Raw genomic sequence first — 21,677 nt, forward strand, 5'->3', positions numbered from 1 at the left:
TAGAGAGCAGCGTGTGAGGAAGTTTACCCTTGACAAGGAAAGCCCCATACAAGGTGAAGAACCGCAGCCATCCGGCGATGGAGCGAGAACTATGACCGTCTTCGTCTACGTCAACGCCGCCAACCAGGTCGGCGACAAGGAGCACATCAAGGTGTTCACCAATGTGGATGCCGCCGAGAAATGGTTCGAGGAGAACGACCCCGAGGGCATCGCGTTCGAGTACGAGGTTCTGGAGTGAGAGCTGCCGCTACTGTGGTGCTGGATCGCGCCCAGCCGAGGAAAGTCGTAGCAATTAGGTGGGGTCAAGAAAATAAGCGTCAGTAACCTGTACCAGTACCTGATCGCACTCGATCCCGGCTGGCCGGGGCGGGGACCCGCCCCCCTTGTGATTTCGCGGTGGCGCTGTGTGTTCCGCTTCGCCGTCCAGCACGAATTGCTTCTGGCGGAGCTTGCGCGCCGACTCCAGGATCGACGGATAGTATCTGCCGCGCATGATCAGGCATGCTTCAGGATGCCAGTAACCCGCATCGTTTCCAGTGCATCCTCCCTATTTTGGTCACCTTTTGATCGCGATGTGAGTAGTCCAGATTGCGCGCAGCTAAGGTGTCTGTGATTTCAACAGCGAAGCGGATTGCAGAATGCGATTGAAAAGCGCTGCATTATTTGGCCTCGGTTCGTTGTTTGTCAGTTTTTGGCTGCATGGCGGCGCTCGATGTCAAACCTCGCTGGCCCCGCCGCCCTTGGCGACCGACCAAGGTTCGCCACCAGCGGCTACGTGTCACTGGGGCGGTCTCAATATGTGCAGCACCCGGGCGACAGCCAAAGGTTCGTCACCTCCGCCGACAATGGCGCCAGAAGTCCCGATGTATCCGCCGCCCGTTATCCTTGCCTCGCCGCCATCGGCGACCGCCAAAGGTTCGCCGCCACCGGCCACCAAGAACGTTTCTCCACCAATGGCGACCGACGACGCTCCAGCGCGAACAGCGACCGCCAAAGGTTCGCCACGATCCGCAGCCGCCAAGAACTCGCCACCGCCTGCCAATGACAAAGACGCGCCGGCACCGGCCATCGAGAACATTTCGCCCACGCCGGCCATCGACGATATTTTGCCCAGGTCGCGCATGGGCAAGCTGTCTCCGGCACGGGAGCCCGGTCCCGATGGCTTTACCGTAGGTATCGACGATGGCGAGGAGACAGGCGAGCCGCTGCCCATTAGACCTCGCCCAAAAAAGTCCAAGGTCAGGCAAAAGGCCGACGTTGCCGAGAGACCATCGGCGATACAGTCGCTGGGCGATCAAGAAGAAATTGAGAAACTGAAGCCCAATCTCTCGATCTGCCGAGGCTGCTAAAGGGTAAGGTGCTGCCGCAGAGCACGCCATCTGGGCGCGCCGCCGCCATTAGCGATGAACGCCCAGTCCGTTGTCGCGCCGCCGCCCCAAGAGCTTCCACTCGCGACCGAAGATGACCTCCGGCAGGCGGAGGCCCGAGCATCAACGCCATCGCGCCTCAGAACTGCATCGTCGAACCTTGAACGCTCGGCCAGCGGCGTTGCCTCCGCAGTCACAACATTCGCACGCGCCATCGTGACAGCACGATCTAGCTCCCAGAAAGGCAACAAAGATCATTGAACTCCACGCACGGCGTCGCTGACCCTGGCAAGGCCGTCCCGCATAATCTTGCAGTACAGCCCACCGCGATTGATCAGGTGTTTGGAGATCTTCTTGCCGGTGATTTTCTCGACGTGCCCACACGGGTCCACAAGCCCGGCCCCTTCCAACATTGTCTCGCCGAGCCAGAAGCGACCGCCCACAAGGTGGTTTAGCGGAACGCCCTCGACTGTCACGTTGCGCCGGTGCTCCTCTGGGCCGAGTTCGATCCCGGCCTCGTGCTTGAGTGCAATCAGCGTCTCAAACTCGAACAAGGTGATCTGGTCGCCCTCCTTGCGAGGGGTGAATAAAACCCTTCCTTCATCAAGTAGCGATCGCCCTCAATGCCTTTGCCAGCGATCAAAGTGACCTCGGACACAGAGCGCATTGGCAGAAACGCGCGCGAAGTGATGTGGATGAAGCGGGCTACGCTGGTCCATCCGAGTTTGACAGATGTCTTCGCCGGTCCGTCGGTGGTCTTGTCCAGCATCGCAACGTCCCCTCAGAACAGTAGCTTACGCGCAGCCGCCACCAGCGCAGAGAAAATAGGTATGCGGCACGGGCGCGTCGGGTTGTCTCCTTCCCGGCGCGCTGCTGCCTGTGGAGGACCCGCGCAGACGTACCGGCCGGAACCACGACCTCCTTCGATGCGACGAAACAGGGATGAAACCATTTTCCGGCTTTCACGAAGCCAAGGTGAAATCTTCGGCAATTAGGGAAGACGACGGGCCAAGGGCGCTGCGTAGATGGCGACAAATCGCCATCGAGCGAGGGACAGAATGTCACAGCTTCGTAAAGCTCTCTTAGGCGCTGTCGCGATCACATTGACAGTCGGCGCTGTGCAGTTCGCTTCAGGTCACGACCTCGTAGACCGCTGGCAGGCCGAACGGCCAAGCGACGTCGTCAACCGCGCCAGCAAGACAGATCGCCTCGGCGACCTCAAGCGGCTTGCAGTTCCGATGGAAACGGTTTCCCTGCGCCCGAACGATCTCGCCGATACCTCGGTCCTGCTGCGCCTTCCGTCTGCGCAGACCCGCGTCACCAAGCCAACGCGGAATCAAAGCAGCAAGCCGACACTCGCCTGCGAGCCCATGGTCAGCGTGCTCACGGAAGTCGCGAGGATTCTGCCGCCCGGCCGCTGCGTGACCTGATCGGCGGCATTGCGCGCTGCTTCTGCGGCGAGACGCTCACCAACATCACGATCGATAGGCACGTTCTCGCTGCCCACCGCCATTGGCGCATAACTGGCCGGTGCGATGTACTATTCTATGTCCGCTTTCGCTCCACAAGCCGTCGATGACGACCAAGCGGGGCGACTTCCGCTTTACCCTCGGAAGTCGACGTTTATGAGTACTCGCCCTGGCGCCTTGTCACGGTGTGGGGCATGCAGCACCCGTCTTCACCCAGGCTTCGACCAGCGCACCGGCCTGCGCCTGCTTGCCGGGCACCGGCGAGCGGCCGAAGCCGGGCTTCCAGGCCCAGCCGACCAGAGTGTCCTTGCCGATATGGTCGATCAGCGCCTCCACCTTGCGCCCGCCGTTGCGCGCGGGATCCCTGATCTGCTCGCAGATCTCGCCGATCGTCTTGCCCTCCCAGGCCATCTCGCGCGGCGCAAGATGCCATTCGGGATGGCCGGGCACGCGGCCGGGCTCGAAATTGGCCTTCTGGTGACAGGTGTGGCAGCGCATCGACTCCAGGCCATGGCCGTCGGCACCGCGTGTGACCGGCGGCTGATGGAGATGCGGATTGTCGCCTTGCCGTGGGCTGTCGCCGGCGGGATGGCAGTTGGTGCAGCGCGGATGCGTCAGCACCTTGCCGAGCTCGGTGAAGATCGCGGCCGAGCGCTTCTCGGTGTCGGCGATGTTGGCGAAGCTCTCGGGCGAGGCCAGGGCATGGCTCGCCGTCTCGGAGGCTGCGTAGCCCGCGCAAAGGCCGCTGGCGAGCGCCGCGATCACGGCCATCGTCTTGAAGCGCGCGTCGGAGATCATGGCTCGTGTCCTTCGCGCGCTTACTTGGTCGCGATGAGGTAGCGGTTTGAATCGGTGAGGATCACGTCGCGCACCGCCTCGTGATACTTGATGTAGCCGGTGCAGCGGCAGAGATGGCCGTCGAGTGCGTCGGAGATCGTCTGCTCCAGCGCCTCGCGGGGGACCGGCTTGCGCGCCAGGCGCTCGAGCAGGACCTGTCCCTCGTTGAGGAAGCCCGCCGTGCAGTAGCCGCACTGAAACGCGAAATGATCGATGAAGGCCTTTTGCAGCGCGGAGAGCTGGCCGTCCCTGGCGTGGCCCTCGACGGTGCGGATCGACTTGCCGTCGAAATTCACGGCCGGAGCGATGCAGGTCGGGCTGGTGTAGCTGGTGCCGTCGGGCTCGTCGACGATGATGGCGCAGCTCAAACATTGCGCGGCGCCGCAGCCGAATTTCGTGCCGGTCATGCCGAGCATCTCGCGCAAGAAATCGTTCATCGAGAGGTCGTCGCGCACCTCGACCGGACCATGCTTCTGGCCGTTGATGGTGAGGCTAAGTGTCGTCACGCGAGCACTCCCTTCAAAAGGCTTGGCGTCACCGGCAGCGCGCGGAAGCGGTGGCCGGTGGCATCATGGATGGCGTTGATGAGCGCCGGCACGATCGGGATCATGACGACCTCCGCCATGCCCTTCGGCTCTTCGTCCGGCGTCAATGGTTTCAGCATCTCGATCTCGAGATCGCGCAAGGGTAGGTCCGAGCCGCGCGCGACGAGGTAGCGTCCGAGATTCCATTCGCCGTTGCCCGGACCGCCCTCGAACGGCGGCAGCGTCTCGAGCAACGCATAGCCGACGCCGATCGCGAAGCCGCCATGGGCCTGACCCATGACGACTTCGGGCACGAGCGCCGTGCCGCATTCGAACACGCTGTAGGCCTTGGCGATGCGCAAGGCGCCCGTCGCGCGCTCGATCTCGACACGGACGAGCGTGCCGCACATCGAGGTGTAGGCGGTGCCGATGCGATTGTTGTCGGTCGGGGGAAATTTGACGCTGGTGCGGGTGATGCGCTCGAACTTGCCGTTACCCCGCCGGATTGCGAGGGCATCGATCTCGGCGCGATATTGCTCGCCGAACAGCGGGAAGCCGGCGCGCGACCAGGCCCAGCGGGAAAAGCTGTGCGCGACAGCGCCGGTGACGAAGCCGCGCGCGTGGACGGTTGCCGCCAGCGCCGGCAGCGCAAGTGGTTCGAGACCGGGCATGACGAGCTGGCCGTTCTGCCAGTGCGCGCTGGCCCATTGCCTTGCACGAGCGTCGGTCTTCGGGATGCGCCAGAGCTCCAGTGCTGCCGGCCACATGCCGAAGCGGAAGATGACGCGGGCGGCTTCCGCAGACGAATGCGTGCCGACATGCGCGCCGATCGAGGCTGATGTCGCCGAGCTGATCGCCGGCACCCAGCGCGGATTTCTCGCCGCCGCGTCCTGGGTCTTCTGATCCATCGTGTAGGGATCGCCAGAGGTGACGAGGCCGAGGGCGTCGTAGCTGTCGACGCGGGCGACCGAGACCTCGTCGGCGATCGTGCCGAGATGGCTCGCGACCCGGTTCGCCAGCGCCGTCCCGATGCCGTTGCCCATCTCAACGTGGTCGCAGAAGATCGCGATCTTGCCGTCGGCGGTCAGCTCGACGCGGCCGAGCGAGCAGTCCGCGCCGGAGCCGTAGTCCTTGGTCACGCAGGCGACGCCGGTGCCGACCAGCCGGTCGGATGCGCCTTGCTTGAACTTTGCGCGCTGCTGCCAGATTGGATGCTTTTCGAGCTTGTCGAGGATTTCGGGCGTACGGACCGAGACGATGTAGGGATTGCCCGTCATGGTGCGGCCGTTTTGCTTGAGCGCATTGCGGCGGCGGAATTCGATCGGGTCGAGCTTCAGTTCGCTTGCCGCCTCGTCGATCAGCACTTCCAGCGCGGTCATGGTTTGCAGCGTGCCGTAGCCGCGCATCGAGCCTGCGGTGACGCCGCGCGAATGCAATGCCACGGTCGTGACGTCGACCTTTGGAATGTCGTAGATGCCGATCGCGCCGGTGGCGGCGACGACCGCGACGTTGGCCGAGAAATTGGCGAGACCGCCGCCATCGAGCACGTGATCGGCGGCAAACGCCTTGATCGTCCCGCTCGCGCGATCGATGCCGATGCGCGAGCGCATCTTGATCGGATGGCGCTTGATGCCGCCCTGGAACTGCTGGTAGCGGTCATGCGCGAGCCGCACCGGCTTGCCCGGGAAGCAGATCGCCGCGAGCGCGACATAGAGAATGAACGGCGTGTGATCGCGGCCGCCGAAGCCGCCGCCGACATGGGCGAACTGCGCATTGATATGCGCGGGCTTGTAGGGCGCGCGGGCTTTGGCGAGCAAATGCGCGATCGACTCGGCGGCCTCATAGGGCGACTGAACGCCGAGCACGAGCTCGAGATTGCCGCCCTTGTTGTTGTACCAGGCGAGCCCGCATTCCGGTTCGAGGAACATCGGGTCGACCGACTGTGTCTCGAACTCGCGGTCGAGCACCAGCAGCGAAGCATTCTCCGCCGCAAGCTCGGCGCGGATCTGCTCGCCATGTTTGGCGGCCTTGGCGTAGTCGGGCGGCATCTCCTTGGCGAGCGGCGACCACACCGGCAGCGCGGCGTTCTGGACCTTCTTGGGTGAAACCCAGCCGGCCTGGATCGGCGAATAGATATCCGGCTTCTCAGGCGCGCTACCTGCCACGCGGGTGAAGCGGAACGAGCCGTAGTCGGGCGCAATCACCGGCCCGGTTTCCTCTCCAAATTTGACGAAAGTCCCGTCGCGCAGCACGAGGCGCGCCTGGTCGAAGGCGTCGAACTTTTCGAAGACGAGGAGCGCAACCGGCTGACCCAGATAGAGCGGCGACTTGCCGACGGGGCAAAACAGATCGCCGGCGTAGAATTCGGGCACCTGCGTGCCGATGCGGTCGAGATCGGCGGCGGTGATGACGACGGAAGGCTTCAGTGCGCCCGACAGGCGCGCAAGATCCAAGCCGGTGTAGACATGGGTGGCGTCGTTGGCGCGGACCAGGATCGCGTGCGAGGTGGCTTGTGGCCAGCCCGGAAGGTCGTTGGCGCGGAAATCGGAGGCGTACAGCTTTGCGCCCGTCACCTTGGCGACGCCGTCGACGCGGCCGGCGCCTTTTGTCGCGGGATTGAAATTGCCGCGTCCGGGAAGCGTCTCGTGCGCGGCGAAGGGAGCCTCCTTCGCCAGACCGAGATGCGACAGGCTGACCGAGATGCCGCCTGCCGACAACCACTTCACGAGCTCGCGTCGCGAAGGCCGCATGTTCTGATCCTTGTACAAGATTTCGAGCACATCATGATGCTGACGGCATCGGTGCCCGGAGGGTACGCGCCAACGCTCGCGTGAACCTGTCATGATTCGTCATGCAGGAATAGAAACGGGTAGGGCGTTTACATCAGATGAAGACGGTGCCTGTCGCGCGTGCGCGGATTGAGAATTTCGTTTCCGCTTGCCTTGCAGTCGAATCAAATTGATTGAGGGGATGGGATCACGAGGGGCGGGAACTCACATGCAGCAGGATTCGAACGATCTCTTTCCGGTCAGCACGTCGAACGGAATGACAAGGCGCCAACTGCTCGATCGCGGTCTCAAGATGGGCGCGCTGTCATTGTTTGCCGGCACCGCGAAGGCTCAGCATGCCACGCACGATCATGGCGGCGCCGCGCACACCGCGGATATGTCGCCTACGATGGGCATGGTGCCGGAAACGCCGGTTCCCACCATGGATCAGTCCTTGGTCGAGCCCCAGGTGCGGAGGTCCGTCAATGGCGTATTGAGCACGACTTTGCGCTGCGGCTACGCGTATCACCAGATCGGCGGCGTCAGGCTCTATGTCAGATCATACGAAGGTGGCAGTCCGGGACCGACCTTGCGCATGAAGCCCGGCGAGACGTTGCGGATCAAGATGATTAACGATTTGCCGCCGAACCGCGACGGACTGCCTGCCGACATCAGCCACCCGCATCAATTCAATAACACCAATTTCCATTTCCACGGCGCGCATGTCAGTCCGAGCGGCATTGCCGACAACGTCATGCGCTCGATGGCGCCCGGCCACAGCTACAACATCGAGATCACGCTGCCGGCCGACCACACCACAGGCACCTACTGGTATCACCCCCACCACCACGGCAGCGCCGACATCCAGATGTCGAGCGGCATGGTGGGGGCCGTCATCATCGAGGGCGATTTCGCCGACGTTCCGGAGATCGCGGCAGCGCGCGAGCGCCTGCTCGTGCTGAGCCAGGTGGTGTACGATGCCAACGGCATGATCGAGAATTTCGAGACGCTGTTTCCGGAGACGGCGACGCGTTTCCTCGCGATCAACGGCCAGCGGCGGCCGGTGATCGAGATGCGCCCCGGCGAGGTGCAGCGCTGGCGCATCCTCAATGCGGCCTATCAGGACGACATGCTGCTCGACCTGGAGAAGCACGATATGCATGCGATCGCCTATGACGGCATCCAGCTCGGCGCCGTGCAGCCGCTGAAACAGCTTTTGATCGCGCCGGGGCAGCGCGCCGACATCCTGGTGAAGGCCGGTAGTCCCGGCACCTATGCCTTCAACGCGGCGCCCTACGATCAGGGGCATCCGTCCCCGGTCGGCCCGCTGGCGCGGGTCGTGGTGTCGGGTGCGCCGATGGACATGAAGCTGCCGCGCGCGCTTCCGCAAGCACCGCGCGCGACCATCAAGGACGCGGAGATCACCAACCGCCGCAAGGTGGTGCTGTCGGCGACCGCGCCGGAGGCCGATGCCGCCGGCCATTGGCAGGAGTTCGGCTTCTTCATCGACGGCAAGAAATTCGATCCCACCCGTATTGATCATCGGGTCAAACTTGGCGCGGTCGAGGAGTGGACCATCGTCAATACGCACGAGCATGACGACCACGTCTTCCACATCCACACCAATCCGTTCCAGCTGGTCTCGGTCAACGGCAAGGCGCTGGCGACGCCGGAATGGCGGGATTCCGTGATTGTCGAGCGCAAGGGCGGTGAGGTCGTGTTCCGCTCGCGCTTCCTCGATTTCACCGGTGTCTTCATGCTCCACTGCCACATGATGAACCATGAGGAGATGGGCATGATGCAGACGGTCGAGGTCTATAAGCCCTAAGCCTCGGGGAAAATTGCAGGAATTTGGCGTTTGACGGGGGAATCCCGGTGCGGCCGGGCTTCCCCTGAAGGCCGGCATGGCCTATGACGCTGCAACGCAAAATTCCCCCAAAGACCCATGATCCGCCTCGACAACGTCAGCAAGCAAGCCGGCCACCAGATCCTGTTCATCGAAGCCTCCGCCGCCCTCAACAGGGGCGAGAAGATCGGGCTTGTCGGCCCGAACGGCGCCGGCAAGTCCACGCTGTTCCGGATGATCGCCGGGCAGGAGCTGCCCGATGAAGGCCAGGTCTCGATCGATCGCGGCATTACCATCGGCTATTTCAGCCAGGACGTCGGCGAGATGAGTGGCCGCAGCGCCGTGGCTGAAGTCATGGATGGCGCAGGCCCGGTCAGCGTGGTCGCGGCCGAGCTGCGCGAGCTCGAGGCCGCGATGGCCGATCCGGACAAGGCCGACGAGATGGACGAGATCATCGCGCGCTATGGCGAGGTGCAGCATCGTTTCGAGGAACTCGACGGCTATGCGCTCGACGGCCGGGCGCGCGAAGCACTGTCCGGCCTCGGCTTCAGCCAGGAGATGATGGATGGCGATGTCGGCGCGCTCTCCGGCGGCTGGAAGATGCGCGTGGCGCTGGCGCGTATCCTGCTGATGCGACCTGACGTCATGCTGCTCGACGAGCCGAGCAACCATCTCGATCTCGAAAGCCTGATCTGGCTGGAGAAATTCCTGCACGATTACGAAGGCGCGTTGCTGATGACCTCGCACGATCGCGAGTTCATCAACCGCGTGATCTCCAAAGTGGTCGAGATCGATTCCGGCTCGCTCACCACTTACACAGGCGATTACGAGTTCTACGAGCAGCAGCGCGCGCTGAATGAAAAGCAGCAGCAGGCGCAGTTCGAGCGCCAGCAGGCGATGCTCGCCAAGGAGATCAAGTTCATCGAGCGCTTCAAGGCGCGGGCGTCCCATGCCGCGCAGGTTCAGAGCCGGGTCAAGAAGCTCGACAAGATCGAGCGGGTCGAGCCGCCGCGTCGCCGCCAGACCGTCGCTTTCGACTTTCTGCCCGCGCCGCGCTCGGGCGAGGACGTCGTGGCGCTGAAGAATGTCCACAAGGGTTACGGCAGCAAGCGCATCTATGACGGGCTCGATTTCATGATCCGCCGCCGCGAGCGGTGGTGCGTGATGGGCGTCAATGGTGCCGGCAAGTCGACCTTGCTCAAGCTCGTGGCCGGTGCAAGCGATCCCGATCAGGGCACGGTGGCGCTGGGGGGCAGCGTCAAGATGGGTTATTTCGCCCAGCATGCGATGGACCTGCTCGACGGCGACCGCACCGTGTTCCAGTCGCTCGAGGATGCATTCCCGACCGCGGGGCAGGGGTCCTTGCGCGCGCTCGCCGGCTGCTTCGGTTTCTCCGGCGACGACGTCGAGAAGCGCTGCCGCGTGCTCTCGGGCGGCGAGAAGGCGCGCCTCGTGATGGCGAAGATGCTGTTCGACCCGCCGAACTTCCTGGTGCTGGACGAGCCGACCAACCATCTCGATCTCGCCACCAAGGAGATGCTGATCACGGCGCTGTCGGATTTCGAAGGCACCATGCTGTTCGTCTCGCACGACCGGCACTTCCTCAGCGTGCTCTCCAACCGCGTGCTGGAGCTGACGCCCGAGGGCATCCACCAATATGGCGGCGGTTACACCGAATACGTCGCCCGCACCGGCCAGGAAGCGCCGGGATTGCGGAGCTAGCATTCCCGTACGTGCCTTGACGCATCGATGCGTCTCGCTACGCTCGCCGCGCTTTTTGGAATGCGGGAGTTGCGAGAATGGGCGGCTTGGTAATCACGGGTGGCCGGGTGGTCGATCCGGCCAGCGGGATGGATGCCGTCGGCGACGTGGCTGTGATGGACGGCCGGATCGTCGCGGTCGGCACCGGACTTGGCGGCGCCGAGCGGACGATCGATGCGACTGGCCTCGTGGTGGCGCCCGGCTTCATCGACCTGCATGCACATGGCCAGTCGATTCCCGCCGATCGCATGCAGGCGTTCGATGGCGTGACGACGACGCTGGACCTCGAGGCCGGTGTGCTGCCGGTCGCGGCCTGGTATCGCAAGCAGGCGGCGAAAGGGCGTGTGCTCAACTACGGCGCCTCCGCCAACTGGGCTTTCGCGCGCATCGGCGCGATGACGGGCTCCAACTCGGAAAGCTCGCTGGAGGCGTTCGGCAATGCCATGCGTGATCGCCGCTGGATCGACAACGTCGCGAGCGACACGGAGGTGCGCGGCATCCTCGATCGTCTCGCCGGTGGGCTCAACGAGGGCGGCATCGGCATCGGCATCCTCAACGCCTACGCTCCCGGCGCCGGCGTGCAGGAGCTCACCGCGGTTTGCCAGCTGGCGGCCACCCATGACGTGCCGACCTTCACCCACGTCGCCTTCATGTCGCGCATCGATCCGGAAAGTGCGGCCGAGGCCTATATCCGCCTGATCGGCTATGCCGGCGCTACCGGGGCGCATATGCACATCTGCCACTTCAACTCCTCAAGCAAGACCGACATCGAGCGTTGCGTGGAGCTGGTGGCCAAGGCGCAGGCGCAGGGGCTTCCGATCACGGTCGAGGCTTACCCTTACGGCACCGGTTCGACGGTGCTTGCGGCGGCGTTCTTCAGCGACCCCGAATTCGTGGCGCGCAACGGCACCGGCTACGACTCGGTGCAGCGGGTCGCCGATGGGCGGCGCTTCCGCGACCGGGAGGAGCTGCTGGCGGCGCAGGCCGCAGAGCCCTCCACGCTGGTGCTCTGGCACATCCTCGATATCGAGAACAACGCACACCATCGCGATCTCCTCGACATGTCGGTGCTGTATCCCGGCGGCGCGATCGCGTCCGACGCCATGCCCTGGACGCTTTCCGATGGCCGCACCTACACCGGCGATGCCTGGCCGCTGCCCAAGGATGCCACCTCCCATCCGCGCTCGGCGGGCTGCTTCACGCGTTTCATCCGCGAGTGGGTGCGCGAGCGCCGAACGGTGTCGCTGCTGGAAGGCATCCGCAAATGCGCGCTGATCCCGGCGCAGATTCTCGAGCACAGCACGCCCGCGATGCGGGCCAAGGGACGGCTCGCAGCAGGCGCTGATGCCGACATCGTGGTGTTCGACTACGAGACACTGACCGACCGGGCGGAGTTTTCGGCGATGAATCGTGCCGCGGAGGGCGTACGTCATCTCGTGGTGAGCGGCCATCCGCTGATCACGGACGGTGTGCTGGATGTGGCGGCAAGGCCCGGCCGGCCGGTACGCCGGCCCGTCGTTGAGGACTAAAGCCTGTGCCCGTTCCGGTTCTGCTCGTGGCCGGCTTCCTCGGGGCGGGCAAGACCACGGTCGTGAACCACCTGTTGGCGCATGCCGAAGGACGTCGGATCGCGGCCGTCGTCAACGATTTCGGCGCGATCAACATCGACGCCGAGCTGATCACGGGCGCCGCCGACGGCGTGGTGAGCCTCGCCAATGGCTGCATCTGCTGCTCGCTGGAAGGCGATCTCCTGCGCACGCTTGCCGTGCTGCTCCGGCGTGATCCGCGCCCGGACGTCATCGTGATCGAAACCAGCGGTGTAGCCGATCCGGCGGATGTCGTGCGCAACCTGATGGATCCCCTGATCTTTCGCGAAGCGCCGCTGGAAACCGTTTTGTGCGTGGTGGACGCGACGATGCAGTTGGCCATGCTGGACGACGCGTTGCTGCGGTCGCAGCTGCGGGCGGCCGACGTGATCGCGCTGAGCAAGGTGGATCTGTCCGACGCGGCCGGCGCCACGCAGATGCGCGATGCCATCCGCGCGATGCGCCCCGCAGCCGTCCGGGTTGACGCTGTCCATGGCGAAGTGCCCGCGGCGCTGCTGTTTTCGCCCGACGTCGACCGCGCGCTCGTGCCGCGCGAGCCGGGGCCGAAACGGCCGGCCGCAGAGCGGTTCGAGACCATGAGCTGGATGTCGGACAGGCCGGTGTCGCTGCCGCGATTGCAGGCGGCGATCGGCCGGATCGCGCCGAAACTGGCGCGGGCGAAGGGGCTGTTCGAGACTGTCGAGCAGCCCGGGCGGCTAATGGTGTTTCAAGTCGCCGGCGGCCGGGCAACGCTGGCCGCGGGCGGGACGCTGCCAGCGGGGACGCCGCGAACGCGGATCGTCTTCGTTGCCGAGATCGGCGTCCTCTCGCGCGAGGAGATCGATCGGATCATGGAAGGCTGCATCGACGCCGGCGCGGCGTGAAAGCCTTGCGTTTCAAGCAGTGGCCCGTTCCAAAGCAAGATACGCCCGCGTGAGCGGGCGTATCTGGATCGAAAGCTAATTGCGCTGCGCTTTAGGCGCTCGTCTCGCACTTCTTCATAAAGCTGTTCTTGGCGGCGCCGGCGAGCGGCTTGCCGTCCGAGCCGAGCGCCTTGGGCGCGCAGGCGTCTTCCTTGCATTTCTTCATGAACGAGGTCTTGGCGGCGCCGGCCAGCGGCTTGCCGTCCTTGCCGACGGCCTTGCTTTCGCAGGTATCCTCCGCGAAGGCCGAGCCGGCCGCGAAGGTGGCGACGACGGCAGCCAGGAAAATCCGCTTCATCATGGGTGTCTCCTCAACAATGGTTCGGGAATTGGAACTCCGAATCGTGGCGCAATCAAGCAAGATCGGCGCGCGGCCTGGCGATCGTTTCAATTTTTCCAGCGTGCAACCGCGGCAATCGCCTTGGCCTGCACGTCGTTCAGCGCCGCCTGGTTCGCGGCGACCGACTGGTGCCGCGGCGAGGGATCGTCGAAATCGTGGGTCGCGCCGGGATAGACCGTGACGTCGATCTTGCTGCCGGCCTGGCGCGCCCGGTCGGCGGCCTGCTGGCAGAACGCGGGCGACACCTGGTCGTCGTCGGCGCCCAGGAACATGGCGATTGGCGCGGTCGTGGAGATCGTCGGCTGCAACAGCGCCTTCGGTCCGCAACCTGGATAGAACGCCAGTACGCCGCGAAAGCCGGCTGCCAGGTTTGCGCCTTGCCGGATCATCACGTTCAGCGCGGTGCTGCCGCCATTCGACCAGCCCTGGAGGAAGATCTGGTTGCCGATCACATCGCCACGGCCGCGCAAATAGGCAAGCGCCCCTTCGGCATCGAGCGGGCGCACGGTCTTCTCGTTCACGTCATCGCGATCGGGATCGTCATGGGTGAAGCGGCCGAAACCGTAGGCCTTGCCGCGTGGACCAAAACTGTCCGGCAGCAGCGCGAGGTAGCCGCGCGCGGCCCAGTATTGGCCCCACATCGCGTGCCGTTTCGCCAGGGTCGTGGCGTTGCACGGTGAGGAGATCTTGGGGCCAACGACGGTGCAGTCCGCGTTGACGTTGCTGGAATAGGGCCCGCCGCGGCCGTGCAGCAACACGATGGCCGGAGCGGGACCCGCCGCCTGCGGCCGGAACAGGTAGCCGACGAGCTGCGTGCGGCCGTCGGCGCTGCGGAAATAGACCGTCTCTGCTGTGGCCGCCGCCTCGGAGATGAGCCATGTCAAGGTGATCACGGCTAAGACAATACGGAAGAAATGGGCTGGCATGCTCGTCGGGAATCGCGGGTCTGCCGACAGGAGACACTGGCGGAGGCGAAGATTCAACCCGGCTTGCTGCACCGCGCGCTGACCGGCCGCTGCGAACCTGTTAGCCTCGTTCATAATCCAGCAGGAACGGAGCATTGCGATGGACGCCCCGACAGGCCCGCAAACCGCCGACCGGCATTCCCACCTGGTTCAACCCCAAATCATGGACTGGCAGAAGACGCGCTTTCCGGGCTGCGAGGCCAAGACGTTGCTGTTCGATCGCAGAACGGGACTGATGACGGCCCTGATGCGCTTTGCGCCCGGGGCGGTGCTGCCCGATCACGAGCATGTCGGCATCGAGCAGAGCTACGTGATTGAAGGGGCGTTGGTCGACAAGGAGGGGCCCGCCAAGGACATCGCGTGCGGGGCCGGCGAGTTCATCTGGCGCGAGGCCGGTAGCCGTCACGCCGCCTGGTGCCCGGAGGGAGCGCTGATCCTTGCGATCTTCCAGGTGCCCAACAAGTTCTTCGAGGCGGACGGCCGGGTGGTCGACGCCTCGGGTGCGGATTGGGACGAGGCCTGGGGCCACAGGGCTGCGCAACGGGCGCGCCGCAGCTAACCGCTCCTCACGGCGCCGCGGGCGAGCAATGCCTTGAAATCGGCACGTGCGCGCTGAGCCTCGAGGCGCGCAACCTCGGAGGCTTCACCCATGCTGAAATAGCCGTGGATCAGGCCGGCGCCCTCGTGATGCCTGACGGGAACGCCGGCGGCTTCCAGCGCCTGCGCATAGGCCGCGCCCTCGTCGCGCAGCGGATCGAACCAGGCCGTCGTGACCACGGCCGGCGCAACGCCGGCGAGCGATTTGGCCCGCAGCGGCGAGACGCGCCAGTCCTGCCCGTGCGAGGGATCGGCGAGGTAATGGCCGGCAAACCACTCCATCACCGCGCGCGACAGGAAGTAGCCCTCCGCGTTTTCGCTGCGCGAGGGGAAGCGCGCGTTCTCGGTCGTATCAGCATAACTGCCGACCGTGTCGGTCGCGGGATAGACTAGAAACTGCCCGGCGAGTTCGATGCCGGCGTCGCGGCAGGCAATTGCCGTGACTGCCGCGAGATTGCCGCCGGCGCTGTCACCGGCGACGCCGACGCGCTTTGCGTCGCCGCCAAATTCCGCGATGCGGTCGAACACGTCGCGTGCCGCGGCAAAGGCATCCTCGAATGCGCCGGGAAAGCGCGTCTCGGGCGGGCGCCGATAGTCGATGGAGATCACGACCGCGCCGGTCTCGATCGCAAGAAAGCGCGCCTGCCGGTCATGGGTGTCGAGATCGCCTGCAACCCAGCCGCCACCGTGGAAGAAGACGACCGTCGGCGATGGGGCCGAGCCGACGCGATAGACGCGCGCAGCGAGCGGTCCCGCGCCGCCCTTCACCTCGATATCCCGGACCTCGTCCACGGGCGGGGGCGGCACGGCGGCGCGCGCGGCAGCAAGTGCGCGCAGGGACTCGCGGGCGCTTTGCGGTGTCATCGTCGCGGGATCGCGCAGCGGCAGCGTCGGAATGATCTCTGCAATGACGGGATCGAGCGGCGCGGCCATCGGCGGGGTCCTTCCAGGTTCTTGGTTTTGCTTGCGCGCTAGCATAGGTTCCGAGCGCCGCTTGGGCAACCGGCGGCCGCGTCTTGCCGAATTGCGTGGCACGGAAAGCAGCAGAAGCAGGGGGAAAAGGTGGATTTCGAAACGCTGGTGCAGTCCCGTCGTAGCGTGCGCGGTTTCAAAAAGGACCCGGTGCCGCGTGCGGAGATCGAGGCGATCATCGATGTGGCCAAGCGCGCACCGTCCTCGATGAACACCCAGCCCTGGCACGTTCACGTGCTCACCGGCACGCCGCTCGAAGAGGTGCGCCGGCGCAACATGGAAGAGATGGTCGCCGGCGCCAAGGTCAAGCGCGACATCGTCAGCCATGGCGAATACCAGGGCATTCACCGCACGCGTCAGGTCGATATCGCCAAGAAATTGTTCGGCGCGATGGGGATCGCGCGCGACGACAAGCCGATGCGGCAGGATTGGGTGCTGCGCGGCTTCCGCCAGTTCGATGCGCCGGTCTCGCTGGTGCTCACCTATGACCGTGTGCTCGACCCCGGTGCGGTCTGCCACTTCGCTCGGCGCGCTCTGCTACGGCATCGTGCTCGCGGCATGGGATCGCGGGCTCGGCTCGGTGATCAACGGGCAGGGCATCATGCGCTCCGACATCGTGCGCGGGGTCGCAGATATCCCCGACGACGAGGTCATCATGACCTGCGTTGCGATGGGATATCCGGACGACACGTTTGCCGCCAACGCCGTGCGATCGGATCGGGAGGAGAACAGCGAGTTCGTGCGCTTCGTCGGATTTGCCGACTAAAGCGCGATGAGATTGGGGTGAATCGTCATCGCGATTCAGGTTATTGTTTGAGCGTGATCTTTTCGGAAAACCGCTTCACACTTTTCCGGATCATGCTCTAAAGGTTGCATACTCAAGGTGCGCGTTGCGGGTTACGAACGAAGTATTTTTCCGCCGAAATTTTTAGTGCGGACTCCCAACCGGCTCTTGCAATCTCGACTCGTCAGGAGGAACAATAAGCGCGGTGAAAGGTTTGTTGCTGGCGCGAGGGAATTGACATGCGGCGGCTGGCTAGCCTGGTGCGTTGGTTGTTCGGGCCGCGAGTGCGGTATCCGGTTGATGATGATCCAAGCCTTCCCTTCACTCCCGAAGAGTTTGGCCGGCTGATCAGCAGCGGCAAACATGAAGACATGAAGCGGCTGGCGGAGCGCTTGGCGTGCCGGTCGATCCCGCGCCGCGCCAAATACCGCGCGACGCATTAAGGCCAACGCATTGAATGCACGATCAGCGGGTCAGCGCGACCTGCTTGAATGAGGCGACCAGCGCCTTTTCCAGCTTGCCCTGCATTCCCAGCAGAATGCCGTAGGCCTCCTCGCGCGGCATTGTCGGTCGGTACGACCGGTGCTCGATCAGCGCGGCGAAGATGTCGGAGATGGTGAGAATTCGAACGACATCCGCAATGCTGTCGGCGCAAAGCGCGTCCGGATAGCCGCTGCCGTCGAGATATTCGTGGTGGTGACGCACCGCATCGAGGATCTCGGGCGAGATGTTGGCATAATCCTTCAGAACCTCGTATCCCGCGATCGGATGCGTCTCGATCAGCGTGCGCTCCTCGGCGTCGAGGCGTCCCGGCTTGTCGAGGATCGCCAGCGGAATCTTTGCCTTGCCGATGTCGTGGAACATGGCCGCCGAGTACAGTCGTTCGAGGTCGTCTTTCCTGACACCCAGACTCAAGCCAAAATCGATGGCGACGCCGGTGACCAGCAGGCAATGCTGGTAGGTTCCCTCGTGATGACGCCGCACAGTCGTGAGCCATTCCGACAGGCCGTGCTCGGCGATGCGGTTGGCGATCTTGCGGCCGGCCTCCTTCGTTCCGTCGACGTCGATGGTCTCACCGAGCATGACCGAGTTGAACATCGAGCCGATGGCGCTCGCGCCCGCCTCGACGGCATCGTCGGGTTGCGACTGTCCATCCGCGGATGTCGCATCCGGGTTCGGCGACCCGAATAGCGCCGCCAGGAGCTTGGTCTGGTTGGGCGCGCCCGGCAGGACGTGCGTGGCGCCGAGGGCGTAGGCCTGCGAGATGCAAACGTGAGTGGGCGGCTCGACCAGGAAGATGCGCTTGCCCGCCTTGGCCAGCCGTGAAGCCCGTTTCTTCAGCGCAGCAATGTTGCCGACGTCGCGAAGGTCCGCGCGCACGACGACGGCAAGCGGGGAGTGCGGCAGGCGTGCCTCGGCATCGAGCCGCTCGCCAGCTACGGCGAATTTCCGTTCGACGATCGAGCAGACTCCGGACAGCTTGTCAGAGCTGTCAGCCAGCACATGCACGAACGCGTGCGCGGCCCGAGGCTCCGGGACGCTGCTTTGAGCTCTGACTGATGCGACGAAACTGGAACTTGGCACGACTGTGGCTTTCGGCGACGGCTACTTGCTCGCGTTCTTATGCGTCGCTTGTTCGTTATCGGCTTTCGCTGACCCTTTCTTGGTTCCCGCCTTGACGAAGTGAATCCCTGCCATCGTTCCGTCGATCCAGACCAGTTCGCAGCGGCGATAGGCGAGGCCCGTCGAGGACAGCAGCATGAAGAATTCCCTCGCTTGTAGCACGTCGAGAGTTCCTTCAACCTCGATCTTGGCGCCGCTATCCGAAACATCGAGCAGCACGCAGGCGCGGCGCCAGGTGCCATCCGCCCCCATCAGATTGACCGGCTGCTTGTGATCCATCCGAACGCGGTGTGCTTTGCGACCGTTAAATCTCATCGGCTGCCCCCGGATTTCCCGCGCTTGTTGTTATTGTCAGCAGTAACGGCGCCGCCGCTGGCGGCCATTTCGCCCCAGCGCACCGCCCACTGGCTTGTTGAAAGATAGAGCTCGTCGAACAGCTTTTGGGCCCGCTCGCGCTGCTCGTAGGAAAGGCGCGGGCCGCCGCGATTGCAGAGGATGGCAAGCGTCGTCTGCCAGTTCAGGCGGGAGGCGCGGCAGGCCATGACCAGTGCTTCGCAATCCTCGTCTGCGATGATCTTTTCAATCACGTCGATCGGCGTACCCGACAGCACCGAGAGCGAGGCGATCAGATTGGCTGCCTCGCCCCGGATCGCGAAGCGGTTGACGGTTGAGTCGTTGAGCTTGCCGACGCGGTTGAGCGCGACGACGGAGAGCCGGGCTTCCGCATAGTCGATCGATGATGGAAGCTTCGGCCGTGCCGCGGCCGGTGTGGGACTGAGCACGGTCTCGATCCGATGGCGCAAAGCGGGGGCGGCAGCATCAAGTATGGTGGCCCTCGCGTCCGGCGTCAGCCTGGGGAAGAGCCCGCGGACAATTTTGTCGGGCGTGTCGGGGCGGAATGCCAGCGCCCTCGCGATCTCGCCGTCATGTTCGGCCCTGGCGATCAGCATGGCATAGCCTGCGGCGGAAAAAGCGGCGCCCGGATTGTTCACCAGCGCGCGACCGACATTCTTGCCGCCGCGCTTCAGCAGGATGTCCGTCAGGGCCGGATCAACCGGGTTCCTTCCTGAGATCGCCAGCAGATGCTGCTCCCCGCGCGAGGTTGCAATCGTCTCGAGGTCATTCGCCGAAATCGTGCGCGATTTGAGAAGGAGCGGGCCCGCAACCATCGGGTCTTCATGGAAAGCAAGACGGCGCGACGTTTCCCTCGGTGCCAAACTCAGATCGACCAGCGCTATGCTCAGCTGCGCGAGGGCCTTCGGCTCAATGCGTTCCGCAATGCGAAGCAGGACCTGGTCCAGCGCACTGATCTCGGGCTCCTGAAGACGATCGCGACCTGCAACGAGCAGATCGGTCGTCCGCCGGAGCATGCGGACGCGGCGCTCATAGGCGCAGCCTGCGATGGTGCTCTCGAGCTCGGCAACAATATCGGCAGGCAAAATGGCATTCATGGCGGGCCTGGTCCGCAAAAAAACGACTGTGTTTCTACGGAATCAATTGCGCGCCAAAGTTGTTAAACATCGGTTATAGCTGAGTTGTCGGTGGTGCCATCGCACCGTCCTCCGAATTTGAATCGATATCGAAATTCGGCAAAGCGACTGCGGGATTTTTTCTATTTTTGCGCGCTCAGACAAGCGCTCCCGACGGAACCGAAGATACAGTTGAGCTGATGGCCGGATTGGGTGACCGTTGTTGAACCGATTTCTTGATTCGCGATGAATGACATTTTGGGATGCCGATGTCGGCGCCAAAGATATTTAGATTTGACGATGTTGATGAATTTCGCAGTGCGATACGAACCCTTGACGTAGAGTTCACGCCGCTCGTGCGGAAGATCGCGGCCGAGCAGACCATCCTGAATCTGCCGGGTTGCGACGTCAATTTCACGAAATCCTTTCCACGTATCGTGGATGCGCAGCTCGTGAAGAACTGCACCGCGGTCGGCTTCACGATGGACGATCACGAGGTTCCCATCCGTTTCAACGGAGCGCAGCGGGATCGGGCGGCCATCATCATCGGCGGCGGTGGTGCTGCCTTCAACACGGTCGAGGAAGTCGAGCGGCAATACGCCTCGGTGATGTTCACGCCGGAGGTGACGGGGCGCGGCTGGCCGGAGACGAGAGCGAATTTCCGGATCTATGAAACGAGCGCGCTAACACTGAGCTGGCTGCGCAAGCTGATCAGGGAGGTGATCAGTGCTGCCTCGGAACCCGTCGATGCCGTTGAATGGCCGATGAAAGCATCGGCGATGAGGGAATCCCTGCTCGCCGCGATCGATGCGGCGTTTGCTGGCGTCGTTCCGGCGCGCTGGACCGCACGGGCCAACGACGAGCGGCACTTCAGGACATTCCAGGACATCCGCGCACTTCTGTTGGATGACCTCGCTCAGCCCATCTACAGCGAGGAGTTGGCCAGCAAGCTTGGCCTGTCCGTGCGCAGCATGCACGATGCGGTCCAGCGCTATCGCGGCATGAGCCTGCACCGCTATTTGCGGCTCTGGCGGCTCTGGCTCGTGCGCAAACGACTGCTGACGGGCCCCGAGAGCGTGAAGGCCGCCGCACTCGCCTTCGGCTTCTGGCACCTCAGCGACTTCTCGAGAAGCTATCGGCACCAGTTCGGCGAAACGCCGTCGCAGACGCTGGAGCGAGCCCGAAGGGCCTGACCTTTCGTCGCGGCTTTCGTGAATAGGTCGGCATCACGCTTCATGCTAAGATGGGTCCATCATGGGCAATCGCATCCTCGTCTTCTACGGCTCCTACCGCTCAGATCGCATGGGCATTCGCCTCGCGCATTTCGTCGTCGACGGGTTGCGGAGCCGCGGCGACGAGGTCACCTTGATCGACGCCAAGGCGGTCGGCCTTCCCATGCTCGACCGCATGTACAAGGAGCATCCCAAAGGGGAGGCGCCGGAGGCACTCGAGAGGCTGGCGACGCAGATCCGCGATGCCGACGGCTTCGTGTTCGTCTCGGGCGAATACAATTGGGGGATTCAGCCGGGACTAAAGAACCTCACCGACCATTTTCTCGAGGAGTGGTTCTGGCGCCCGGCCGCAATCGCCAGCTACTCCGCCGGTCGCTTCTCCGGCGCCCGCGCCGCAACCGCATGGCACGGCACGCTGTCGGAAATGGGCATGGTGGTGATCTCGAGCACGATCGCGGTCGGCCCGATCGCGCAGACGCTGTCGGCCGAGGGCGAGCCGACGGGCGAGGGCGGCAAGGCGCTGGAACGCTCGTTCCCGCGTTTTGCCGACGATCTCACCTGGTGGGTCGAGGCTGCCAAGGCCCAGCGCGCGCGCAAGCAGCCGCCGTACTGAC

General features: G+C 64.1%; 21 protein-coding genes and 1 pseudogene. 11 read left to right on the forward strand and 11 right to left on the reverse strand.

The features are described from left to right. The first annotated feature begins 91 nt into the window (after nt 1-91). Nucleotides 92-238: a hypothetical protein gene (locus Q2941_RS40590; protein ID WP_254112244.1), complete on the forward strand. Its 147-nt coding sequence runs from the start codon at nt 92-94 to the stop codon at nt 236-238. Between the two features lie 540 nt (nt 239-778). Here the strand turns inward: Q2941_RS40590 and Q2941_RS40595 are convergent. Continuing rightward, nucleotides 779-1,123: a hypothetical protein gene (locus Q2941_RS40595; protein WP_027526745.1), complete on the reverse strand. Its 345-nt coding sequence runs from the start codon at nt 1,121-1,123 to the stop codon at nt 779-781. A 498-nt stretch (nt 1,124-1,621) separates the two neighbouring features. Further along, on the reverse strand, nt 1,622-1,921 hold the full coding sequence (locus Q2941_RS40600) for an MOSC domain-containing protein (protein WP_458195999.1): 300 nt from the start codon (nt 1,919-1,921) through the stop codon (nt 1,622-1,624). A gap of 504 nt (nt 1,922-2,425) precedes the next feature. Here Q2941_RS40600 and Q2941_RS40605 point away from each other — a divergent pair. Then, nucleotides 2,426-2,797 carry a hypothetical protein gene (locus Q2941_RS40605; protein ID WP_084801713.1) on the forward strand — a complete coding sequence of 124 codons (372 nt, stop codon included), beginning with the start codon at nt 2,426-2,428 and terminating at the stop codon, nt 2,795-2,797. 219 nt (nt 2,798-3,016) lie between these two features. On the opposite strand, the gene Q2941_RS40610 is transcribed toward Q2941_RS40605, so the two are convergent. Genes Q2941_RS40610 through Q2941_RS40620 form a run of 3 tightly spaced genes read right to left on the reverse strand, consistent with a single transcriptional unit; the run spans nt 3,017 to nt 6,947 of the window. Then, nucleotides 3,017-3,634, reverse strand: coding sequence for an Isoquinoline 1-oxidoreductase subunit (locus Q2941_RS40610; protein ID WP_458196000.1), 618 nt, complete (start codon nt 3,632-3,634; stop codon nt 3,017-3,019). A gap of 20 nt (nt 3,635-3,654) precedes the next feature. Further along, nucleotides 3,655-4,179: a (2Fe-2S)-binding protein gene (locus Q2941_RS40615; RefSeq protein WP_458196001.1), complete on the reverse strand. Its 525-nt coding sequence runs from the start codon at nt 4,177-4,179 to the stop codon at nt 3,655-3,657. Further along, nucleotides 4,176-6,947, reverse strand: a complete 2,772-nt coding sequence (locus Q2941_RS40620) for a xanthine dehydrogenase family protein molybdopterin-binding subunit (RefSeq protein ID WP_458196002.1) — start codon at nt 6,945-6,947, stop codon at nt 4,176-4,178. The genes Q2941_RS40615 and Q2941_RS40620 overlap by 4 nt, the downstream gene beginning before the upstream one ends. 247 nt (nt 6,948-7,194) lie before the next feature. Here Q2941_RS40620 and Q2941_RS40625 point away from each other — a divergent pair, with 247 nt between their 5' ends. From Q2941_RS40625 to Q2941_RS40640, 4 genes are all read left to right on the forward strand, one after another. Beyond that, a complete protein-coding gene (locus tag Q2941_RS40625; RefSeq protein ID WP_458196003.1) occupies nt 7,195-8,793 on the forward strand; it encodes a multicopper oxidase family protein in 1,599 nt (532 codons plus the stop codon). A 117-nt stretch (nt 8,794-8,910) separates the two neighbouring features. Further along, nucleotides 8,911-10,533: an ABC-F family ATP-binding cassette domain-containing protein gene (locus tag Q2941_RS40630; RefSeq protein WP_027526752.1), complete on the forward strand. Its 1,623-nt coding sequence runs from the start codon at nt 8,911-8,913 to the stop codon at nt 10,531-10,533. 77 nt (nt 10,534-10,610) lie between these two features. After that, entirely contained in the window at nt 10,611-12,101 is a 1,491-nt protein-coding gene (locus Q2941_RS40635) for an amidohydrolase family protein (protein WP_458196004.1), read from the forward strand. 5 nt (nt 12,102-12,106) lie between these two features. After that, nucleotides 12,107-13,042, forward strand: coding sequence for a CobW family GTP-binding protein (locus Q2941_RS40640; RefSeq protein WP_458196006.1), 936 nt, complete (start codon nt 12,107-12,109; stop codon nt 13,040-13,042). A gap of 91 nt (nt 13,043-13,133) precedes the next feature. On the opposite strand, the gene Q2941_RS40645 is transcribed toward Q2941_RS40640, so the two are convergent. After that, nucleotides 13,134-13,382 (reverse strand): hypothetical protein, encoded by a 249-nt coding sequence (locus Q2941_RS40645; RefSeq protein ID WP_035664370.1) that lies wholly within the window; start codon nt 13,380-13,382, stop codon nt 13,134-13,136. An 86-nt stretch (nt 13,383-13,468) separates the two neighbouring features. Next, on the reverse strand, nt 13,469-14,314 hold the full coding sequence (locus tag Q2941_RS40650; protein ID WP_458196011.1) for a dienelactone hydrolase family protein: 846 nt from the start codon (nt 14,312-14,314) through the stop codon (nt 13,469-13,471). Nucleotides 14,315-14,486: 172 nt separating this feature from the next. Here Q2941_RS40650 and Q2941_RS40655 point away from each other — a divergent pair, with 172 nt between their 5' ends. Next, nucleotides 14,487-14,945, forward strand: coding sequence for a cupin domain-containing protein (locus Q2941_RS40655; RefSeq protein WP_458196007.1), 459 nt, complete (start codon nt 14,487-14,489; stop codon nt 14,943-14,945). Here Q2941_RS40655 and Q2941_RS40660 read toward each other — a convergent pair. Beyond that, nucleotides 14,942-15,916, reverse strand: coding sequence for an alpha/beta hydrolase (locus tag Q2941_RS40660; protein WP_027526757.1), 975 nt, complete (start codon nt 15,914-15,916; stop codon nt 14,942-14,944). The two genes, Q2941_RS40655 and Q2941_RS40660, sit on opposite strands and share 4 nt — an antisense overlap. Nucleotides 15,917-16,045: 129 nt before the next feature. Between Q2941_RS40660 and Q2941_RS40665 the strand changes: the two are divergent. Both Q2941_RS40665 and Q2941_RS40670 read left to right on the forward strand, forming a co-directional pair. Then, nucleotides 16,046-16,721, forward strand: a pseudogene (locus Q2941_RS40665) (nitroreductase). Nucleotides 16,722-16,978: 257 nt separating this feature from the next. Then, on the forward strand, nt 16,979-17,182 hold the full coding sequence (locus Q2941_RS40670) for a hypothetical protein (RefSeq protein ID WP_027526759.1): 204 nt from the start codon (nt 16,979-16,981) through the stop codon (nt 17,180-17,182). Between the two features lie 22 nt (nt 17,183-17,204). Here Q2941_RS40670 and Q2941_RS40675 read toward each other — a convergent pair whose 3' ends face one another. The 3 genes from Q2941_RS40675 to Q2941_RS40685 all read right to left on the reverse strand — a co-directional run bounded on the left by Q2941_RS40675 (nt 17,205) and on the right by Q2941_RS40685 (nt 19,813). Then, nucleotides 17,205-18,248, reverse strand: a complete 1,044-nt coding sequence (locus Q2941_RS40675) for an HD-GYP domain-containing protein (protein ID WP_458196008.1) — start codon at nt 18,246-18,248, stop codon at nt 17,205-17,207. A 96-nt stretch (nt 18,249-18,344) separates the two neighbouring features. Next, the gene (locus Q2941_RS40680; RefSeq protein ID WP_027526761.1) at nt 18,345-18,677 is read right to left on the reverse strand and encodes a PilZ domain-containing protein; all 333 of its coding nucleotides are present in this window, start codon (nt 18,675-18,677) and stop codon (nt 18,345-18,347) included. Then, complete coding sequence (locus Q2941_RS40685; protein WP_254112252.1) at nt 18,674-19,813, reverse strand: DUF2336 domain-containing protein; 1,140 nt, start codon at nt 19,811-19,813, stop codon at nt 18,674-18,676. The genes Q2941_RS40680 and Q2941_RS40685 overlap by 4 nt, the downstream gene beginning before the upstream one ends. Nucleotides 19,814-20,100: 287 nt before the next feature. Between Q2941_RS40685 and Q2941_RS40690 the strand changes: the two genes are divergently transcribed. Further along, the gene (locus Q2941_RS40690; RefSeq protein WP_371260543.1) at nt 20,101-21,024 is read left to right on the forward strand and encodes an AraC family transcriptional regulator; all 924 of its coding nucleotides are present in this window, start codon (nt 20,101-20,103) and stop codon (nt 21,022-21,024) included. Nucleotides 21,025-21,085: 61 nt separating this feature from the next. Beyond that, the gene (locus Q2941_RS40695; protein WP_027526764.1) at nt 21,086-21,676 is read left to right on the forward strand and encodes an NADPH-dependent FMN reductase; all 591 of its coding nucleotides are present in this window, start codon (nt 21,086-21,088) and stop codon (nt 21,674-21,676) included. Nucleotide 21,677: the final 1 nt, after the last annotated feature.

The organism is Bradyrhizobium sp. UFLA05-153, assembly GCF_054185185.1.

Coding starts and splice junctions, on each gene's coding strand:
- Q2941_RS40590 (WP_254112244.1), top strand. CDS start 92: ATGACCGTCTTCGTCTACGTCAACGCCGCCAACCAGGTCGGCGACAAG.
- Q2941_RS40595 (WP_027526745.1), bottom strand. CDS start 1,123: ATGCGCGACCTGGGCAAAATATCGTCGATGGCCGGCGTGGGCGAAATG.
- Q2941_RS40605 (WP_084801713.1), top strand. CDS start 2,426: ATGTCACAGCTTCGTAAAGCTCTCTTAGGCGCTGTCGCGATCACATTG.
- Q2941_RS40610 (WP_458196000.1), bottom strand. CDS start 3,634: ATGATCTCCGACGCGCGCTTCAAGACGATGGCCGTGATCGCGGCGCTC.
- Q2941_RS40620 (WP_458196002.1), bottom strand. CDS start 6,947: ATGCGGCCTTCGCGACGCGAGCTCGTGAAGTGGTTGTCGGCAGGCGGC.
- Q2941_RS40625 (WP_458196003.1), top strand. CDS start 7,195: ATGCAGCAGGATTCGAACGATCTCTTTCCGGTCAGCACGTCGAACGGA.
- Q2941_RS40630 (WP_027526752.1), top strand. CDS start 8,911: ATGATCCGCCTCGACAACGTCAGCAAGCAAGCCGGCCACCAGATCCTG.
- Q2941_RS40635 (WP_458196004.1), top strand. CDS start 10,611: ATGGGCGGCTTGGTAATCACGGGTGGCCGGGTGGTCGATCCGGCCAGC.
- Q2941_RS40645 (WP_035664370.1), bottom strand. CDS start 13,382: ATGATGAAGCGGATTTTCCTGGCTGCCGTCGTCGCCACCTTCGCGGCC.
- Q2941_RS40655 (WP_458196007.1), top strand. CDS start 14,487: ATGGACGCCCCGACAGGCCCGCAAACCGCCGACCGGCATTCCCACCTG.
- Q2941_RS40660 (WP_027526757.1), bottom strand. CDS start 15,916: ATGGCCGCGCCGCTCGATCCCGTCATTGCAGAGATCATTCCGACGCTG.
- Q2941_RS40670 (WP_027526759.1), top strand. CDS start 16,979: ATGCGGCGGCTGGCTAGCCTGGTGCGTTGGTTGTTCGGGCCGCGAGTG.
- Q2941_RS40680 (WP_027526761.1), bottom strand. CDS start 18,677: ATGAGATTTAACGGTCGCAAAGCACACCGCGTTCGGATGGATCACAAG.
- Q2941_RS40685 (WP_254112252.1), bottom strand. CDS start 19,813: ATGAATGCCATTTTGCCTGCCGATATTGTTGCCGAGCTCGAGAGCACC.
- Q2941_RS40690 (WP_371260543.1), top strand. CDS start 20,101: ATGTCGGCGCCAAAGATATTTAGATTTGACGATGTTGATGAATTTCGC.
- Q2941_RS40695 (WP_027526764.1), top strand. CDS start 21,086: ATGGGCAATCGCATCCTCGTCTTCTACGGCTCCTACCGCTCAGATCGC.